General features: G+C 69.9%; 17 protein-coding genes and 1 riboswitch. Of the genes, 7 read left to right on the top strand and 10 right to left on the bottom strand.

Features of this window, described 5'->3' with window-relative positions:
- The first annotated feature begins 82 nt into the window (after positions 1 to 82).
- The 6 genes from ftsA (at position 83) to AC07OC_RS25050 (ending at position 8343) form a co-directional block, all read left to right on the top strand.
- Positions 83 to 1312: a cell division protein FtsA gene (gene ftsA, locus AC07OC_RS25075; protein WP_008903721.1), complete on the top strand. Its 1230-nt coding sequence runs from the start codon at positions 83 to 85 to the stop codon at positions 1310 to 1312.
- 175 nt (positions 1313 to 1487) lie between these two features.
- On the top strand, positions 1488 to 2729 hold the full coding sequence (gene ftsZ, locus AC07OC_RS25070) for a cell division protein FtsZ (protein WP_218293302.1): 1242 nt from the start codon (positions 1488 to 1490) through the stop codon (positions 2727 to 2729).
- A gap of 404 nt (positions 2730 to 3133) precedes the next feature.
- A complete protein-coding gene (lpxC, locus tag AC07OC_RS25065; protein ID WP_218340434.1) occupies positions 3134 to 4057 on the top strand; it encodes a UDP-3-O-acyl-N-acetylglucosamine deacetylase in 924 nt (307 codons plus the stop codon).
- A gap of 82 nt (positions 4058 to 4139) precedes the next feature.
- A complete protein-coding gene (locus AC07OC_RS25060) occupies positions 4140 to 4316 on the top strand; it encodes a hypothetical protein (protein WP_218293304.1) in 177 nt (58 codons plus the stop codon).
- Positions 4317 to 4360: 44 nt separating this feature from the next.
- Positions 4361 to 4484: riboswitch (TPP riboswitch) on the top strand.
- A gap of 141 nt (positions 4485 to 4625) precedes the next feature.
- Positions 4626 to 6506 (top strand): phosphomethylpyrimidine synthase ThiC, encoded by a 1881-nt coding sequence (thiC, locus tag AC07OC_RS25055; protein WP_218340604.1) that lies wholly within the window; start codon positions 4626 to 4628, stop codon positions 6504 to 6506.
- 178 nt (positions 6507 to 6684) lie between these two features.
- On the top strand, positions 6685 to 8343 hold the full coding sequence (locus tag AC07OC_RS25050; RefSeq protein ID WP_218293305.1) for a methyl-accepting chemotaxis protein: 1659 nt from the start codon (positions 6685 to 6687) through the stop codon (positions 8341 to 8343).
- 126 nt (positions 8344 to 8469) lie between these two features.
- Here AC07OC_RS25050 and AC07OC_RS25045 read toward each other — a convergent pair whose 3' ends face one another.
- The 10 genes from AC07OC_RS25045 to gspG all read right to left on the bottom strand — a co-directional run bounded on the left by AC07OC_RS25045 (position 8470) and on the right by gspG (position 18636).
- Entirely contained in the window at positions 8470 to 9858 is a 1389-nt protein-coding gene (locus tag AC07OC_RS25045; protein ID WP_218340433.1) for a GspE/PulE family protein, read from the bottom strand.
- Positions 9859 to 9871: 13 nt separating this feature from the next.
- Positions 9872 to 12496, bottom strand: coding sequence for a type II secretion system secretin GspD (gene gspD / locus AC07OC_RS25040; RefSeq protein ID WP_218340432.1), 2625 nt, complete (start codon positions 12494 to 12496; stop codon positions 9872 to 9874).
- Positions 12497 to 12500: 4 nt separating this feature from the next.
- A complete protein-coding gene (gene gspN, locus AC07OC_RS25035; RefSeq protein ID WP_494602496.1) occupies positions 12501 to 13310 on the bottom strand; it encodes a type II secretion system protein N in 810 nt (269 codons plus the stop codon).
- Between the two features lie 78 nt (positions 13311 to 13388).
- Positions 13389 to 13937, bottom strand: coding sequence for a type II secretion system protein M (locus tag AC07OC_RS25030; RefSeq protein WP_218293308.1), 549 nt, complete (start codon positions 13935 to 13937; stop codon positions 13389 to 13391).
- Positions 13934 to 15232: a type II secretion system protein GspL gene (gene gspL, locus AC07OC_RS25025; RefSeq protein WP_218293309.1), complete on the bottom strand. Its 1299-nt coding sequence runs from the start codon at positions 15230 to 15232 to the stop codon at positions 13934 to 13936. Before gspL ends, AC07OC_RS25030 begins: the two co-directional genes overlap by 4 nt.
- Before the next feature lie 83 nt (positions 15233 to 15315).
- Positions 15316 to 16326: a type II secretion system minor pseudopilin GspK gene (gene gspK / locus AC07OC_RS25020; RefSeq protein ID WP_218340430.1), complete on the bottom strand. Its 1011-nt coding sequence runs from the start codon at positions 16324 to 16326 to the stop codon at positions 15316 to 15318.
- An 80-nt stretch (positions 16327 to 16406) separates the two neighbouring features.
- Positions 16407 to 17033, bottom strand: a complete 627-nt coding sequence (locus tag AC07OC_RS25015) for a PulJ/GspJ family protein (RefSeq protein ID WP_218293311.1) — start codon at positions 17031 to 17033, stop codon at positions 16407 to 16409.
- A 178-nt stretch (positions 17034 to 17211) separates the two neighbouring features.
- Positions 17212 to 17598 (bottom strand): type II secretion system minor pseudopilin GspI, encoded by a 387-nt coding sequence (gene gspI, locus AC07OC_RS25010; RefSeq protein WP_218293312.1) that lies wholly within the window; start codon positions 17596 to 17598, stop codon positions 17212 to 17214.
- A complete protein-coding gene (locus tag AC07OC_RS25005) occupies positions 17595 to 18113 on the bottom strand; it encodes a prepilin-type N-terminal cleavage/methylation domain-containing protein (protein WP_255591235.1) in 519 nt (172 codons plus the stop codon). Before AC07OC_RS25005 ends, gspI begins: the two co-directional genes overlap by 4 nt.
- Before the next feature lie 31 nt (positions 18114 to 18144).
- Positions 18145 to 18636, bottom strand: a complete 492-nt coding sequence (gene gspG, locus AC07OC_RS25000) for a type II secretion system major pseudopilin GspG (RefSeq protein ID WP_370627810.1) — start codon at positions 18634 to 18636, stop codon at positions 18145 to 18147.
- Between the two features lie 9 nt (positions 18637 to 18645).
- Between gspG and AC07OC_RS24995 the strand changes: the two genes are divergently transcribed.
- Entirely contained in the window at positions 18646 to 19101 is a 456-nt protein-coding gene (locus AC07OC_RS24995) for a type II secretion system protein N (protein WP_218293313.1), read from the top strand.
- The last annotated feature ends 29 nt before the right edge of the window (positions 19102 to 19130 follow it).

Raw genomic sequence — 19130 nt, 5'->3', positions numbered from 1 at the left:
CGGTGCGTGGCGTGGAGAGCGGGGCGGTTCGTGAATGAGGCCGGGGTGCGGCGGGACAGAACAGAGAAGGGCAGAGACTGATATGGCAAGAGAATACAAAGACGTCGTGGTGGGGCTGGACATCGGCACGGCCAAGGTCATGGCCGTGGTGGCCGAGGTTCTGCCCAATGGCGAGCTCAAGCTCGCAGGCCTGGGCGTGGCCCCGAGCAATGGCTTGAAGCGCGGCGTGGTGGTGAACATCGACGCCACCGTGCAGAGCATCCAGCAGGCGCTGAAGGAAGCCGAGCTGATGGCCGACTGCAAGATCCAGCGCGTGTACACCGGCATCACGGGCAGCCATATCCGCGGCCTCAATTCCAGCGGCATGGTGGCCGTGAAGGACAAGGAGGTCACCTCGGCCGACGTGGCGCGTGTGGTGGAAACGGCCAAGGCCATCAACATCAGCAGCGACCAGCGCCTGCTGCTGGTGGAGCCGCAGGAGTTCGTGATCGACGGGCAGGATGTGAAGGAGCCCATCGGCATGAGCGGCATCCGCCTGGAGGCCAAGATCCACATCGTGACCGGTGCGCAGAGCGCGGCCGAGAACATCATCAAGTGCGTGCGCCGCTGCGGCCTGGAGGTCGAGCAGCTCATGCTCAACCCCCTGGCCAGCAGCCAGGCGGTGCTGACGGATGACGAGCGCGAGCTGGGCGTGGTGGTGGTCGACATCGGCGCGGGCACGACCGACGTGGCCATCTTCACCGGCGGCGCGATCCGCCACACGGCGGTGATCCCGATCGCGGGCGACCTCATCACCAGCGACATCGCCATGGCGCTGCGCACGCCCACGAAGGACGCCGAGGACATCAAGGTCGAGAGCGGCTACGCCAAGCAGCTGCTGGCCGACCCCGAGGCGCAGGTGGAAGTGCCGGGCCTGGGCGACCGCAGCCCCCGCATGCTCAGCAAGCAGGCGCTGGCCGGCGTGATCGAGCCGCGCGTGGAAGAGATCTTCTCGCTCGTGCAGCAGGTGGTGCGCGAGTCGGGGTATGAAGAAGTGCTGTCGTCGGGCATCGTGCTCACGGGCGGCAGCTCGGTCATGCCCGGGATGATCGAGCTGGGCGAGGACATCTTCCTGAAGCCCGTGCGGCGCGGCATTCCGAAGTATTCCAGCGCCTTGTCTGACATGGTGGCACAGCCCCGGGCTGCTACCGTCATGGGCCTACTGGAAGAGGCGCGCCTGGCGCGGCTGCGCGGCTTCAAGGTGGCACAGAAAAGCGGTTCCATGAAGACGGCGTTTGGCCGTTTCAAGGACTTCATCGTGGGGAATTTCTGACCATGAAATTTCCTCTTTGGCTGGCGAGAGGCAGTCCGCACCGAATACCGCGTGGGCGATGGCGACGATGTACCGGACCGCCATCCCCGCTGCGCACGATGACATACCGAACAACCCATTGGCAGTTGCACACGAGATTGCAAACGAATTCAGTGAAAGAAACAGGAGCTCCAACATGACCATCGAAATGATCGAAGCCGAAGAATTCAACCAGGGCACCCAGATCAAGGTGATCGGCGTGGGCGGCGGCGGCAGCAACGCCGTCGAGCACATGATTGCCCGCAGCGTGCAGGGCGTGGAGTTTGTCTGCGCCAACACCGACGCGCAGGCATTGACCCGCAGCTCGGCCCATCGCCACATCCAGCTGGGCGGCAGCGGCCTGGGCGCCGGCAGCAAGCCCGACAAGGGCCGTGAAGCCGCCGAGGCCGCGGTGGACGACATCCGCCTGGCCATCGACGGCGCGCACATGCTGTTCATCACGGCCGGCATGGGCGGCGGCACGGGCACGGGCGCCGCACCCGTGATCGCCCGCGTGGCCAAGGAAATGGGCATCCTGACCGTGGGCGTGGTCACCAAGCCCTTCGACTGGGAAGGCGGCCGCCGCATGACCAACGCCGACAACGGCCTGGCCGAGCTCGAAGCCAACGTGGATTCGCTGATCGTGGTGCTCAACGAGAAGCTGCTGGAAGTGCTGGGCGATGACATCACCCAGGACGAAGCCTTCGCCCATGCCAACGACGTGCTCAAGAACGCCGTGGGCGGCATTGCCGAAATCATCAATGAATACGGCCACGTGAACGTCGACTTCGAAGACGTGCGCACCGTGATGGGCGAGCCCGGCAAGGCCATGATGGGCACGGCCACCGCCAGCGGCCCGGACCGCGCCCGCATCGCCGCCGAACAGGCCGTGGCCTGCCCGCTGCTGGAAGGCATCGACCTGTCGGGCGCCAAGGGCGTGCTGGTGCTGGTGACGGCCGCCAAGGGCAGCCTGAAGCTGTCCGAATCGCGCCTGGCCATGAGCACCATCAATGCCTACGCCTCGCCCGACGCGCACGTGATCTACGGCGCTGCCTATGACGACAGCCTGGGCGACGAGATCCGCGTGACCGTGGTGGCCACCGGCCTGTCGCGCCCCAACGCGCGCCGCCAGCCGATTTCGGTGGTGCAGGGCGGCCTGCGCACCGGCACGGACAACGTGGCCTACCAGATGCCCATCGCGGGCACGGGGGCCCTGGGCTCGGCCATGGGCGTGCAGGGCGGCCATGCCGGCAGCGCGCAGGCCGACTACGGCAGCATGTCGGTGCCCAGCGTGTGGCGTACCAACCGCACCCAGGCCGCGGCGCGCGTGGACGCGCTGTCCTCGGGCGGCATGGACGACCTGGAGATTCCGGCCTTCCTGCGCAAGCAGGCGGATTGATTCGGTACTCCCCCTGAGCGGCTACGCCGCTTCACCCCCTCTCTCGCTGCGCGGGAGGGGGCGAGGTCTGCGGCTCCCAGCCCGCCTGCGCGGGCTGGGACAGACCGAGCGCCCCTTGACTCTGGCAAGGGGTTTCTCGACATGCGCGGTGGGGCGGCCCTTGCGCGGTGTCTCTGGCATTGGGCCGTGACGGTTTCCACCACCGCGCTTCCTATTTGGCTCGTATGCTCCTCAGCTGCGCAGTCACCGTCGTCTGGTGGCGCGTGGCGCGTATGCAGTCGCTGCGGGGCGCTACCCACGCGTCTCCGGCAGCTTGTAAGCCGCCCCTGCGACTCTCCGTTTTCTATCAGGGTCATAGGAAGCGGCGGATGGTTTTTGCGGGGTCCCCCCACTAAAATCCCCGGATGCTCCAGCAACGCACCCTCAAGACGATCACCCGCGCCGTGGGCGTGGGCCTGCACAGTGGCCAGCGGGTCGAGCTGACCCTGCGGCCTGCGCAGCCGGACACCGGGATCGTGTTCCGCAGGGTGGACCTGCCGCAGCCGGTGGACATCCCCATCCGGGCGGAGGCCGTGACCGACACCCGCCTGGCGTCCACCATCGCCGTGGGCAATGCCAAGGTACACACCGTGGAGCACCTCATGTCGGCCTGCGCGGGGCTGGGCATCGACAACCTCTATGTGGACATCACCGCCGAAGAGGTGCCCATCCTGGATGGCTCTTCGGCATCGTTCGTGTTCCTGCTGCAAAGCGCGGGCATCGAGCTGCAGAACGCCCCCAAGCGATTCATCCGCGTCACCCGCCCGGTGGAAGTGCGCGAAGGCGAGGGCGCCGCGGCCAAGTGGGCTCGGCTTGCGCCCTACCACGGCTACAAGCTCAGTTTCGAGATCGACTTCGACCACCCCGCCGTGGATTCCACGGGCCAGCGCGTGGAGTTCGACATGGGGCAAGGCAACTACAGCCGCGACATCGCCCGCGCGCGCACCTTCGGCTTCACGCGCGATGTGGAGATGATGCGCTCCAACGGCCTGGCGCTGGGCGGCGGCCTCGACAACGCCATCGTGATGGACGACTACAAGGTGCTCAACAGCGACGGGCTGCGCTACGACGACGAGTTCGTCAAGCACAAGATCCTGGACGCGATGGGCGACCTGTACCTGATCGGCAAGCCCCTGCTCGCGGCCTACAGCGCCTTCCGCTCGGGCCACGCCATGAACAACCTGCTGCTGCGCGAGCTGCTGGCCCAGCGCGATGCCTGGGAGGTCGTCACGTTCGAGGACGAGCGCCAGGCGCCCGGCGGGTTTGCCCAGCCGGCGCGCGCCTGGTGAGCATGAAGCACCATTCCCGGGCCGCAGCCCGGAGCCTCCTGCCAGTGCCGCGCCCGTTTTCACGGCGCCGGGAGTCCCTGACATGCTGATCTTTCGCTGGCTGGCCATGCTGCTGCTCCTGGCGGCGGCCGTGTCGTTTGCCTTCTATGCCGGCACGGGGCAGGCGCGCTACAAGCGCCTGGGGCTCGTCATCCTCAAGTGGACGGTGATCGCGGCCGTCTTCTTCTTTGCGGTGGTCCTCATCGGGCGCCTCGCCTGACCGAGAGGCTCCGCGGCGCGGTTTTTTCTCTCTGGCCTATACTCGCGCCTGCTCCGGGGTGTGCGTAAGCGCTGAGATGCGAGGTGGCTGAAGAAATTCGGCAGGCCTTGCGAACCCGACGAACTTGATCCGGTTCATACCGGCGGAAGAAGAGCCGACCTCCTTGTCTCCGTGCCCGCAGTCCCTGCTGGCACGCCATGCCTCAGGTGCAGCCGCACCCGAGGGGCGCACAGGTCCATTCCGGAGCAGCACCCACCGCCACCGGAACCAGGAGACCTGCCCATGAACGCCCCCGACCCCCACGCCAAGCTGGCCACCCCCGAGAAGTTCGCCGAGTTGCTCGCACGCACGCGCGAACCCTTTCCTGCCTCACGCAAGGCCTACCTCCCCGGCCACCTGCACACCGATCTGCGCGTGCCCGTGCGCGACATTGCGCTGACCAACGGCGAACTGGTCAGCGTGTACGACACCTCCGGCCCGTATACCGACCCCGAGGCTGCGATCGATGTGCGCAAGGGCCTGGCGGGAGTGCGCGGCGGCTGGATCACCGGCCGTGGCGACGTGGAGCACTACGAAGGCCGCGCGCCCGTGGCGCTGGACGATGGCCAGAAAAGCGAAGACGCCACCCGTCTGGCCCAACTGCGCGCCGAGGCCGCGGCCCTGCAGCGCAAGCCCTTGCGCGCCAAGGCGGGTGCCAACGTCACGCAGATGCACTATGCGAAGAAGGGCATCGTCACGCCCGAGATGGAATACGTGGCCATCCGCGAGAACGGCAAGCGCGAGTGGATGGAGCAGTACATGGCCGACGCTGGCCGTGAGAAGCGCCTGATGGGCAACCCCATGGGCGCGAGCATCCCCAAGATCATCACCCCCGAATTCGTGCGCGACGAAGTGGCCCGGGGCCGCGCCATCATTCCCGCCAACATCAACCACCCCGAGGTGGAGCCCATGGCCATCGGGCGCAACTTCAAGGTCAAGATCAACGCCAACATCGGCAACTCGGCCGTCACGTCGAGCATCGAGGAAGAGGTCGAGAAGCTCGTGTGGGCGATCCGCTGGGGTGCCGACAACGTGATGGACCTCTCGACCGGCAAGAACATCCACACCACGCGCGACTGGATCGTGCGCAACTCGCCCGTGCCGATTGGCACCGTGCCGATCTACCAGGCGCTGGAGAAGGTGGGCGGTGTGGCCGAGGACCTGACCTGGGCGATCTTCCGCGACACGCTGATCGAACAGGCCGAGCAGGGCGTGGACTACTTCACCATCCACGCCGGCGTGCGCCTGGCCTATATCCACCTCACCGCGCAGCGGCGCACGGGCATCGTCTCGCGCGGCGGCTCCATCATGGCCAAGTGGTGCATGGCGCACCACCGCGAGAGCTTCCTGTACGAGCACTTCGAGGACATCTGCGACATCATGAAGGCGTACGACGTGTCGTTCAGCCTGGGCGACGGCCTGCGCCCCGGCTGCGCATCGGACGCCAATGACGAGGCGCAGTTCGCCGAGCTGCACACGCTGGGCGAGCTGACCCAGGTGGCCTGGAAGCACGACGTGCAGACCATGATCGAAGGCCCCGGCCACGTGCCCATGCACATGATCCAGGCCAACATGACCGAGCAGCTCAAGACCTGCCACGAGGCGCCGTTCTACACCCTGGGCCCGCTGACCATCGACATCGCACCGGGCTACGACCACATCGCATCGGCCATCGGCGCGGCCATGATCGGCTGGATGGGCACCGCCATGCTGTGCTACGTGACGCCCAAGGAGCACCTGGGCCTGCCCGACCGCGACGACGTCAAGCAGGGCATCATCGCGTACAAGATCGCCGCGCACGCGGCCGACGTGGCCAAGGGCCACCCGGGGGCCCGCGCGCGCGACGACGCGCTTTCCCAGGCGCGTTTCGACTTCCGCTGGCAGGACCAGTTCAACCTGGGCCTGGACCCCGACACGGCCAAGGAATACCACGACGAAACGCTGCCCAAGGACAGCGCCAAGGTGGCGCACTTCTGCTCCATGTGCGGCCCCAAGTTTTGCTCCATGAAGATCACGCAGGAAGTGCGCGAATTTGCCGCCCAGAAGGGCGTGGCGGAGGCCGAGGCGCTGGCCCAGGGCATGCAGACCAAGGCGGCGGAATTCCAGCAGCGCGGCGGGCAGTTCTACATTCCCGTGACACCGGTGGCATAAGCCCGCCTACTGACCCCGGGGATTCCCTGCAAAGGGCCCCGGGGCGGTGCTTACCCTGTGCGGCGGGGGCGGCAGCCCGGCATATAGTCCGGCCACACTCGGTTCAGAAGACCGGGGGGAGGGCGTGGCACCAAATTTGCTATGCTGGATTGTCTGTTAAAAATTGTAAGGAAGAGCCATGAATGCTCTGGGCCGCTTCTCCATCCGCACGCGCCTTTACTTCGGAACCGTCTTTTCCCTGATCCTGCTTGTTGTCATCGGCGCCATGGGCTACGTGGCGCTGGACCGCACGCGCGGCACGCTGCAGGTGCTGTTCTCGCAGCGCGTACAGACCCTCACCGACATGTCGGAGCTGCGCACCACGCTGGGCGACCTGCGCCGTACCGAAAAAGACATCATCATCAACTTCAACAACTCGGTCGAGGTCTCCGCGCTGCGCGAGACCTGGGCCAAGACACTGGCCGCGCTGCGCAAGAGCCTGGCCGACGTGCGCCAGGTGCAGTCGGGCGATGCGGCCTTCGTCGAGTCCATCGACAAGTCGCTGGCCGAGATCAAGCAGTACGAAACCGGCATTTCCCCCATCTTCGAGAAGATCGAGGGCGCGCAGCTCGATGGTGCCGGCGGCGGCGCCTATGCCGACCGGCTCAAGGTCCACATGGAGGCCACCGACAAGCTGTTCTCCAGCCTGGCCACCACGGCCCGCGCGCAGATGGACGAGGCCCGCGCGGGCGTGGAGTCGCGCACCTCCACCATGTCGGCCTTCATCGGCATCGGCCTGCTGCTGGGGCTGGCCGTGCTGATCCCGCTCACGTTCTTCAGCGTGCGCTCCATCACCGGATCGCTGCGCCAGGCGCAGGAGCTGGCCGACCGCATCGCCAGCGGCGACCTGTCGCGCGATGTGGAGGCCATGAACCAGGATGAGGTGGGCCAGCTGGTGGCCGCCATGGGGCGCATGCAGGATGCGCTGCGCGGCCTGGTGCGCCAGGTGCAGGACACGGCGGGCAACATCTCCACCGCCAGCTCCGAGATCGCCAGCGGCAACCACGACCTGAGCCACCGCACCGAGCAGACGGCGGCCAATCTGGAGGAAACCGCTTCGTCCATGGAGATGCTGACCAGCACCGTGCAGCAAAGCGCGCAGTCCTCGCGCCAGGCCAGCGACTTCGCCTCCACGGCCGCCGAGGTGGCCGCGCGCGGCGGCACCGTGGTGTCGCAGGTGGTGACCACCATGGACCAGATCACCACCAGCTCGCGCAAGATCGCCGACATCACGGGTGTGATCGACTCCATCGCCTTCCAGACGAACATCCTGGCGCTCAATGCCGCGGTCGAGGCCGCGCGCGCGGGCGAACAGGGCCGCGGCTTTGCCGTGGTGGCGAGCGAGGTGCGCAGCCTCGCGCAGCGCAGCGCGGAGGCGGCCAAGGAGATCAAGGGCCTCATCAGCTCCTCGGTGGAGCGGGTCGAGGACGGCTCGCGCCTCGTGAGCCAGGCCGGCCAGACCATGACCGAGATCGTGAGCAGCGTGCGCCGCGTGTCCGACATCATTGGCGAGATCACCGCTTCGTCGGCCGAGCAGAGCGACAACATCGGCCAGATCAGCCAGGCCGTCTCGCAGCTCGACCAGATGACGCAGCAGAACGCGGCCCTGGTGGAGCAGTCCACCGCAGCCTCGGAATCGCTGCGCGAACAGGCGGTGCAGCTGACCAGCGCGGTCCGCCAGTTCAAGCTGCAAGGGGGGGGCTCGGAGCTGCCCTCCTCGCCTTCATCGGCGCCGCTGGCCTCGCCCGCGCCCGCCGTTTCACCGGCGGGCCGGCGCCCCGCGCTGCAGATCCGCTGATCCCAAGCGTTTTGGGCCTCTAGCGCTTGCTTGTTAAACGCGGATTGCTATTAAAAAAGTAGCAAAATGATCCCGGTGGCGCACCGCCACCGAGAGGGCCTGTGGCGCGGCCGCCGGCCCGTGGGATCAGTCCCGCGTCACGCGCAGCACTTCCTCGCGGCTGGTGATGCCCGCCGCGATGAGCCGCTCGCCATCCTCCCGCATCAGCGCCATGCCATCGGCCAGCGCGGCGGTGCGGATGTCGGCCTCGGAGGCCTGGTTGTGGATCTGGGCGCGGATCGCGTCCGTGGTCACCAGCAGCTCGAACACGCCGGTGCGGCCGGTGTAGCCCGTCTGGCCGCAGTGCTCGCAGCCTGCCCCATGGCAATGGCTGCAGTATTTGCGCACCAGGCGCTGGGCCAGCACGCCCAGCAGCGAGGACGACAGCAGGAACGGCTCCACGCCCATGTCGGTCAGGCGCGTCACGGCGCTGGCCGCGTCGTTGGTGTGCAGCGTGGCCAGCACCAAATGGCCTGTCAGCGAGGCCTGGATGGCGATCTGCGCGGTCTCGAAGTCGCGGATTTCGCCGATCATGATGATGTCCGGGTCCTGGCGCAGGATGGCGCGCAGGGCCTTGGCGAAGGTCAGCTCGATCTTGCTGTTGACCTGGGTCTGGCCCACGCCGGGCAGCTCGTACTCGATGGGGTCTTCCACCGTCATGATGTTGTTGCGCGTGGCATCGAGCCGGCCCAGCGCCGCATACAGCGTGGTGGTCTTGCCCGAGCCCGTGGGGCCCGTCACCAGGATGATGCCGTGTGGCTGGCTGATGAGGCCCTCAAAGCGGCGCAGGGTGTCGCCCTGCATGCCCACGGCTTCCAGGCTCAGCTTGCTCTCGCTCTTGTCCAGCAGACGCAGCACGGCGCGCTCGCCGTGGGCGCTGGGCAGGGTGGACACGCGCACGTCGATGGCGCGGGTGCCCAGGCGCAGGCTGATGCGGCCGTCCTGCGGCAGGCGTTTCTCAGAGATGTCCAGGTCGGCCATGATCTTCAGGCGCGAGATCAGGGCGGCGTGCAGCGCGCGGTTGGGCTGCACCACCTCGCGCAGCGTGCCGTCCACGCGAAAACGCACGCTGGAATGGCGCTCGTAGGGCTCGATGTGGATGTCGCTCGCGCCGTCGCGCGCGGCCTGCGTGAGCAGGGCGTTGAGCATGCGGATGATGGGCGCGTCGCCAGCCGATTCCAGCAGATCTTCCACGGCGGGCAGTTCCTGCATCATGCGCGAGAGGTCGGCGTCGCTCTCGACCTCGCTCACCACCGTGGCGGCGCTCGATTCGCTGTGCGAATACACGGCACTGATGCGCTGGGCCAGGGCCGGGGCGTCCAGCGGCAGCAGCTGCTGCACAGGGTGCTTGCGCAGCACTTCGGACAGCGCTCCCGCGTCGGGGCTGGGGCCGTGCCACAGCACCAGCTGGTGGCCGTCGTCCTCCAGCAGCAGCTGGGCCGTGCGGGCAAAGGCGTAGGGTAGGGGGTGGCGCATGGGGGCTCGGTCCTCAGAGCGCCTGGGCCGCCACCGTGGCGTTCAAGGCCGTCTGGCTGCGCACCGTGGCCGCAGCCGCCTGGGCGGCGTCTTCCGTGGCGAACGGGCCTACGCGCACGCGGGTGGCTTTGCCCCGGTTGGTTTCCACCGCCTGCAGGGACAGCGGCAGCGCGGAGTCGCGCAGCTTGGCCATCGCGCTCCTGGATTGGGCGTCCTGGCCCATCACGCCGACGTTCACGTAGTACAGGGGCACCGGCACCTTGGCCATGGGCGTGGCGGCGGTGCCGGGCTGGGCCGGGGCGCTGCTTTGTGGGGCCGTGGCGGGGTTGACTGGCTGGGGCGCGGGCACCGGGGTCAGCTGCTGCTGCTGTTGCTGCTGCAGGGGCGCCGGCATGGCGGCGGGGGCGGTGCGTTCGGGTGCCACGGGCAGTGCGGGCAGCACCGGGGCCCCCGATACCGTACCCATCATCAGGCTAGGGGCGGGCTGGGTGGCGTGCTGCAGCGCCCGGATGGCTTCGTAGCGGTCCACCACCAGGGCGTCGCTGGTCGCGTTGTCGCGCACCACGATGGGGCGCAGGAAGATCATCAGGTTGGTCTTGCGGCGCGAGCGGTTCTCGCTCTTGAACAGGTTGCCCACCACGGGCAGGTCGCCCATCACGGGCACCTTGTCTTCGCCCTGCGAGTAGGTGTCCTCCAGCAGGCCGCCGATGACGATGATGCTGCCGTCGTCCACCACCACGTTCGATTCGACCGCACGCTTGCTGGTGGTGGGGCCGGTGGCGTTGGACAGGGTGGAGCGGTCGATCTTGGAGATCTCCTGGTAGATCGCCATTTTCACGGTGCCGTTCTCGCCGATCTGCGGGCGCACCTTGAGCATCAGGCCCACGTCCTTGCGCTCCACGGTGTTGAACGGGTTCACGGTGCCGCTGTTGCCGGTGTTCGCATACGAGCCCGTGACGAAGGGCACGTTGTCGCCGATGAGGATGCGCGCCTCCTCGTTGTCCAGCGTCATCAGGTTGGGGGTGGACAACACGTTGGCGTCGCCGCTGTTCTGCAGGAAGTTGGCCAGCGCGCCCAGGTAGTACTGGCCGTTGATGCGCGGCGCGAGCGCCAGGTTCAGGCCCCCGCCCAGGCCGCCCGCGGCGGTGGCGATGCTGCTGGCACTGCCCGAGGCCAGCGCGGCGGTCAGCCCCAGGATGTTGGCGCCGGCCGCGCCGGAGTTGGTGCCGATCACACCCACGGTGCCATCGCCCTGCTTGCCCAGGATGCCCTGCCACTGGATGCCGAACTGCGCCACTTTGTTGGCCGACACCTCCACGATCAGACTTTCCACCAGCACCTGCGCGCGGCGGCCGTCGAGCTTGTCGATGACGGTGCGCAGCTGGCGGTACAGCGGCTCGGGCGCCGTGATGATGAGCGAGTTGGTTGTCGGGTCGGCCTGGATCTGGCCGCCGGTGGAGGGCTGGTTGTTGTTGGTGCTGCTGGTGCCCATGCTGGAGCTGCCAGAGCCCAGGCCGGAGTTGCCGCCGCCCCCGGACAGGCTGCTGCCCGTGGACAGCATGCTGCCGCTGTTGTTGCCACCGCCCACGCCTGCGCTGGGCGCCGCCGGTGCGGCGCTTGCGCCCGCGCCGCCACCGCCCGTGTTGCCGCTGCCGCCCATCGCCGCCATGGCGGCGCGCAGGGTGGTGGCCAGCTTGGTGGCGTCGGCATTCTTCAGGTAAACCACGTGGATGTTGCCGGTGGCCGCACTGCTGCCGGGCGCGGGCGCCTGGTCGAGCTGCGCCACCAGCGCGCGCACCTGGGCCACGCGGGCCGGGTTGGCCGCGCGCAGGATCAGCGCGTTGCTGCGCGGCTCGGCGATCAGCGTGGTCTTGAACGAGGTGTCGGTCTGGCCCTGTGCGCCTGGCGCGCCAGGGGTGGCGCCGCTGCCGCCGTCGATCAGGCGCGCCACCAGCGGCGCGAGGTCGGTGGCGACGGCGTTGCGCAGCGGGATCACCTCCACGTCGCTGGCGTTGGAGACATCCATGGCCGCCACGATGCGCGCCAGGCGCTGCAGGTTGTCGGCGTAGTCGGTGATCACCAGCGAGTTGTTGCCAGGGTTCACGTTGATGGTGTTGTTGGGGCTGATCAGCGGGCGCAGCACGGGCACGAGGTTGGCCGCGTTCTCGAAGTTGAGCTTGAAGATCTGCGTGACGATCTGCCCGCCCCCGGGCGCGCTGCCGGCGTTGCCCTGCACCACGCTCACGCTGCCGCCCTGCAGCTTGGCGTCGGCCTCGGGCACCACCTTGTACAGGCCTGCGGCCTCCACCACCGTGAAGCCCTGCAGGCGCAGCGCGGCCAGGAACTGCTGGAAGGCGGCGGCGGGTGTCACGGCCCGTTCGGTGACCAGGTTGAGCTGGCCCTTGACGCGGGGATCGACCACCACGTTGCGGCCGGTGATGGTGGCCATGGTGCGCGCCACCGCCTCGATCTCGGCATTGGCGAAGTTCAGCGTGACCGGTTCGCCAGAGCGCACGCTGCCGGTGCTGGTGTCAATGGCGGTCTGCGCAATGATCTGGCCGCCAGCGCAGGTCAGTAAAGCGCTGAAAGCTATTGTTTTGAGAGCAAAACCCGGGCGGTGCGAAAACAAGGAAGTCATAGGTTCAACCCACGGTGATGATGGAGCGCGCGCCGCTGCGCCGTCCGATGATGTTCAGGAGATTGGACAGGGCGGCCTCGCGCTCGGGGGTGGCGCTGGCCTCGCCCGCAAACCGCAGGCGCTGGCCCACCCACTGGCCGGTGCCGCTGAGCTGCAGGTGGCCGTCGAGCGTGCTGAGCGTGAGCGCGGGCACCTCGCCGCCCGCCAGCAGCAGCCGGTAGCTGCCCATGGGCCGCAGGGTGGACAGGCGCGAGGACATGGCCCGCGCATCCATCTGGGCCTGGCCCTCCAGCACCATGCGGCCCGCGGTCCAACTGAAGGCCAGGCCGCGCGTCTGCAGCGTGAGCTGGCCTTGGGGCTGCAAGGTGTTCCAGGGAGTCCCGAGCCCGGCCAGGATGGCGGCGGGCCACTGGCTTTGGCCATCGGACAGGGTCAGCCGGGGGCCGGCCCAGCGGGCCTGTGCGTGCAGCTGCAGGGGCTCGGGCGTGCAGCAGCTCGCATGCAGCTGGGCGCGCAGGCCGGCGAGGCCGGGGCGCAACCGCCACTCCACCCTGCCAGGCAGGGCCGCACGGTCCTGGCTCGCCGCGCCGCCGGTCAGCACCAGCTGGGCCGAGCCGGTCCAGACCGTGCCGCGCGCCTGCAGCAGTTGCACCTGGCCATTGGTGGCGCGGGCCAGGCCCCGCGCCAGCCAGTGCGCTGGCGCGAAGGCCAGCACGGCGGGCAGCACGCCGGCCACGGCGCCCGCCAGCGCCCAGCCCCAGGCGGAGCGCGGGGCACGGACGGGAGGCTTGCGGGTGCGGGTGCTGGTGGCCACGGTAAGGGAATATCTGTCTGTCTGTCTGTCTGTCTGTCTGTCTGTCTGTCTGTCGGCTGGTCTGTCTGGCGGGCCGTGTCAGCGCTGGGCTGGCAGGGCGAGGACCAGCGTGCCGTCCCAGCGTGGCATGGCCGAGGCCGGAGCGCCCAGGACGGCGGGTGCCGCGGTGCCCGGGGGAGGGGCGGCCGGGGCGCTGCGGGCCAGCCGCGCCTCCACCGGCGTGGCCCGTGCGTTGCTGCGCGCCTGGGCCAGCCACTGGCCCAGGGCGTCGGCGGGCGCGCCCTTGAGCGTCACCGTGGCGCGGTCGCCCACCACATTGAGCTGGGCGGTGTTGCCCAGGCGCTGGGTCAGGGCGGTGCGCAGCGCGCCCACCGCGTCGCCGGTGCTGGTGCGCGGGGCGGATTGCAGCTGCTGGGCCTCGGCCTGCAGGCCCTGCATGTGCTGAAGCTGCGTGTCGAGCGCGGCATGGCGGGCGGGCGCGGTCCGCAGCGTGGACAGGGCGGGGGCCACGGCCACCCACCACAGCAGGGCGAGGGCGATCAGGCCGCCCGCGGCCAGGACCAGTGTTTGTTCGCGGGGTGCCAGCGCCTGCCAGCGGTCCCGCAGCGCGGTGGTGTTGCGTGTCATGGGGTACCTTGCGCATGGGGCCGTGGGCCGCCTTCGGCGGCGCTCATCAGCAGGCTGCCGTCTTCCAGCCGCACCCGGTAGCCCGCGGCTTCCAGGCGGGCGCTGAGCGCGGGTTCCTCGTCGGGGGCCAGCGCCACGCCGCGCAGGCGCAGCTCGCCGGGGGTGTATTCGATGCCGGTGGGCTGTCGGCCGCTGGGCAGGGCGGTGCCCGCGGCGGCCAGCAGGGGCTCCAGGTCGCGCGCCGAGACGCTGCCGGCGGCCTGCCGCAACTGCGCCAGCTCGCGCTCCATCTGCACGGGGGCATCCACCACCACCTGCACCTTGGGGAAGGTCTGGGTCAGCGTGGCGCGCACCGCGGCCTGCTTGGCCGCCAGCGCCTGGCGCTCCTGCCAGGCCCAGGCGTTGAGTCCCACCAGATGGGCCGCGGCAAGCAGCCCGGCACCCCACCGCGCCGCGCGCCACTGGGGGGCGTACAGCAGTGCGCTGGCCACGCTGCCCGCCTTGCGCAGCGCGCGCGTGCGTCCCGTGCTGGCCAGATCGAACTGGGCCAGGTCCCAGTCGCCGCGCGCGGCTTCCAGCGCCCGCTGGCTGGCCGTGTGCAGCGCCGCGCGCTGGCCCAGGGTGCGTTCCGCGAGGGCCGCCACGGCGGGCTCGGCGCGCACGACGGGAGCGTCGCCGTCCTCGCCGGAAGCCGCCTGGGCGGGCATGCCCGCGCGGGCCAGCGCCATGGCCATGTTCGACAGGGGCAGCACGGCCACGCCGTGGTCCGCGCCCTGGCCCGTCAGGACCACGCAGGCGTCCTCGGGCGTGCCCAGCACGCACAGTTCGGGGCGGCCGCTGGCGGTCGGGCCGGGGGCGAACTCGGGCACCACGCGCGCCACGCGGCGGCCCGCGGCCTCCAGCGCCTGCAGGTTCTCGCGCAGCCAGGCGCGGTCGCACACGGCCACCCACACGGGTTCGCCGGGGTGCGCCGCGGGCTGGATCGCGAAGTGCAGCTGGGAGGCATCGTCAAGCACGCGGTCTTCGAGCAGCCCCTCCAGAACGGACCGCAGGCGCGGTGTCTGCTGCCCGGCGCCCAGGGGCAGGCCGGGGGGCAGTTGCACCTTCTGCCACGACAGCGCTCGCGCGGGCACCACGGCCACGACCTCGCCGCCAGGGCGCGTGGGCTCGGGCAGCAGCGCCGCCGGGGCGCTGGCATGTCGGATGGCGGTGTGGCCGTCCGCCGTCAGCGTGTAGCTGTACTCGGTGGCGGGGCCCGGGCGGGCGGGCGGCAGGAAAAGGATGAGGGTGCTCATGGACGGGTTTTGCGGGCCATTTTAGGGGGCGGGCTTGACAGTGCAGGGCCCAACCCGCGGATGTGTTGCGGATGTGTTGCGTCTCAGCGCGGAGGCTGCGGCGCGGCCCCGGTGTTTTCGCGGTCAAAAGCGCCGCGTTCGCGCCACAGCGTGGTCACCTCGATACCCTGTTTGCGCACCAGCGACCGCTCGTCCACCATCGCATCGCCCAGGCGCAGGCGGCCCCGCACCTCGAAGTAGGAGGAGGCCACCGCATGGGCGCCTTCATTGATGTCGATGTTCGCGCCCAGCAGGTCGCGCACTTCGCTCAGGGTGCGGAAATGCCGTGCCTCGCGGACCTGCAGGATCTTCTGGGCGCTGGCCATGTCCAGGCCGTCGATGGCGGCCAGCAGCACGTCGATGTCGGCGGTGTTGATGTTGACCGGGGTGCGCACGGGCAGCAACGCCACGTGCGGGGTCAGGCGGACGACGGTGGCGGGCGCCAGGCCCAGCCAGCCCAGCTGGGACACGGTGGGTGGCATCAGTGGCGCCGTACTGCTGTCGCTGCCCGTCGTGGCCTGTGCCTGCCGCAGGGCCTGCGCGAGCAGGCCGAGCTCCTGCTGCGGCAGCCCCAGGCGTTCGAACAGCCGCGTGAACTGGCGCATCGCCACGGCCTGCTCGGGCCCGGTGGCCGCCAGGTTCATGAGGTTCATGCGGCCTTGCATGTCCGAGATCTGCCCCGACAGGAAGGCTTCGGTGGTGTCGGTGCTGGCGTCGTCCACCTGGCTCACGTTCTTGTCCGCCGCGAGAAAGGTCGACAGCCGCGCCTCCTGCAGCGGCACGGCCCAGGGCTCGGCCAGGTGGTCGGCGCCGCCCGAGCGGCCATCCTCGCGCAGGATCAGGCGCGACCAGTCGAGCGCGCCGACCAGGATCCAGGTGGACTGCACGCGGCCGCGCTCGGCCGTCTCGACCTCCACCGCGCGCCACTGCTGCCACATGGCCGCGGCCGCGAAGGTGGCCACCAGCGTGACGGTGAGCATGGCCAGCAGCAAAGCGGCCCCCCGTGAGGCGCTGCGCGCCTTCCCTCTCTCTCGCTGCGCGGGAGGGAGACGCATCCGGTGGCCCGGCAAAGCCGGTTCCACGGGGGCACTGGCGTTGGCCGTGCCAGCGTCATGGGTGCGTGGTGCGCGGCGACTCACGATCTGCCTCCGCCCAGCACCGGGTTCACCCAGTCGCGCGTGAGGCGCCCGACCAGGGCCTGGCCTGGCGGCAGGGTGATCTGCAGGCGCACGCCGTCGGGGATGGCCGCCGCGCCGCTCGCGCTGGCGCCGCTGCTGGAGAGCGGGTTGGACCAGGCGCCGCCCCGGTAGTAGAAGATCTGCCAGTCCGCCAGCGGCAGCAGCGTCATCTCGTGGCGCCGCTCGGCCTCGCCCGGCGTGCGCGCCCATTGCGCCGCCAGCTGCCAGGCCTCCTGCCATTGGGCGCGCGTGCGCACCGGGGGAGACTGCCAGCGCATCCACTGGCCCTCGCCCTGGGCGCCCCGGCGTGTCCAGGCCACCACCAGGGCGCCTTCGTCGGGCACGGCGCTGCTGCGCCGCGTCAGGCGCAGCACCTGGCCGTCCCAGTCGAGCGGCGTGGTGTTGGCGATCGGCGTGAGCGCATCCAGGTCCGTGCCCCATTGGCCCAGCGCCGCCTGCAGCACCAGCATTTCATCCGCCCGCTGGCGCGTGATCTCCTGCGCCCGCACCATGCCGTCCAGCCCGCGCCAGCTCAGGATGGCCAGCAGGCTCATCACCGCAATCGCCAGCAGCAGTTCGACCAAGGTGAAGCCACCGTGAGTGCGACGTGACGGGTTCCTTCTGACATGCGGCCGCGCATCGCCGGAGGCCGTGGAACCTGGCGCGCCCCAACGCCAGTGCCACCGTGGAACTGGCTTTGCCAGGCCACGGGTGGCATCCCCCTGGGGGGAAGGCGCGAAGCGACTCAGGGGGGGCATCTGGTCAATACCTTCCAATGATGGTCGAGATGCGCAGGATGGAGTTGTCGCCATCCAGCACCTGCGCGTCCACGCGGCGAAAGCTCGGGTTGGGCGTGGGGCGCACGCTCACGGCGACGGTGAGCGTGCGCCCCGCCTGTTCGCAGGCGAGCGTGCTGTCGCCCACGCTGGGCATCTGGCGCGACAGGCGGGTGTACACGAGCTCGTTCTCGGCGCACAGCTGGGCCAGCACGATGTCCGACTGGCGCAGCGCGTTGCGGGTGAGCGCGGTGGTGGCCTGCAGGCCCGCCATGAGGGCGATCGCGACGATGCCCAGCGCCACCAGCACTTCCACCAGCGTGAAGCCGCGCTGCGGCGCGCTGCGTCGATCCGGGCGCGGACGGCTGCTCACTGGACCGGCTCGACGGTGAAGGGGCGCACGCCATCGGTGGCGACGCGCAGCGCGCGTTCGGGATGGGCGTGGTGGGTGATCAGCACCTGCTGCGGGCCGATGAGCGGCTCCGGTCCCAGCACCAGCACGGTGGGGGCGCGCGCCGTGGTGCCCGCATCCAGCCACTGGCTGGGCAGCGCCTGCTGCGCGCTGGGCGGCAGCCCTTCGAAGCGGAACCCGCGTGCCTCGGTGCGCCAGCGCACGGGCATGCCGCCGGCGCGCGACTGCGCGCGCGCGGATTCCAGCAATGCCGCCAGCCGGGCCGCCTCGCGCTCGATCAGCGTCTGCCCGCTGTCGCGCATCGCCACGCCCACGCCCGCCGTGGCGAGCGCGATGATGCTGATGACCACCAGCAGCTCCAGCAGCGTGAAGCCCCCCTGGGCCGCTGCGCGGCGTCCCCGCAGAGGGGCCGGGCCACCGGTGGCCCGGCCAGGCCGGTTCCACGGCATCCCCGGCCTGGGGCGCGCCAGTGTCATGGGGCGGGGGTGCACGGCGAAGGGCCGGCCCTCATTGCCAACTGCCAATATCGGCATCCTTGCCTTCGCCGCCGGACTGGCCATCGGCGCCGAACGACATCACGTCGATCTCGCCCTTGATGCCGGGGTTCAGGTACTGGTACGGGCGGCCCCAGGGGTCGTTGGGCAGTTTTTCGAGGTACAGCTTCCAGTTGTTGGGCACCGGGCCCGAGGTGGGCTTGACGATCAGCGACGGCAGGCCCTGCTCGGCCGTGGGGTAGCGCTGGTTGTCCAGGCGGTACAGCTTGAGCGCCTGCATGATGTTGGTGATGTCGGTGCGGGCTGCCGTCACGCGGGCGTCGTCGGCACGCTCGAGCACATTGGGCACGATGAGGGCGGCCAGCACGCCGATGATGACGAGCACCACCATCAGCTCGATGAGGGTGAAGCCCCGGGAGAGGCTGCGGCGGGCGGAGCGCAAGAGGAAGGGGAGGGAAGTGTTCACTGCTGGCGGTCTCTCGGATGGTCGGATCGCGTGAATCATAATCCCCGCATGGTGACCAATTCACACAGCAAATGGGGCGTGCGCCTGGGGACCCTGGCGCTCTGGGCCGCGGCGGGCGCCAGCGTGGTCTTCTGGGGCCTGCGCCTGTCGGCGCCGGCGGGCGGCATCGCCGCGCCCGCGGTGTTGCCAGCGCCGGTGGCGCCCGACGCGCAGGCGCTGGCCCGCCTCCTCGGGGCGGTGGCGTCCCCGGCGGGCGCTGCGCCCGCGCCCGCTGCGCCCACGCTGGCCAGCCGGTTCGCGCTGATCGGGGTGCTCTCGGGCCGCAGCAGCGGCGGCGGTGCCGCGCTGATCGCGGTGGACGGCAAGCCGGCCAGGCCCTTCCGCGTGGGCGCGGCGGTGGACGAGGGGCTGGTGCTGCAGGCGCTGGGCCCGCGCCAGGCGCAACTGGGCGCCGAGGTGGGAGGCGCCGCCACGCTCACGCTGGACATGCCCCTGAAGCGCTGACCCGGCGCGTGGCGGGCGCAGTCGCCCGC

Source organism: Acidovorax sp. GW821-FHT10E04 (assembly GCF_059415185.1).
The sequence above is the reverse complement of the archived record's forward strand: the minus strand, read 5'-3'. Positions and strand labels throughout refer to the sequence as shown.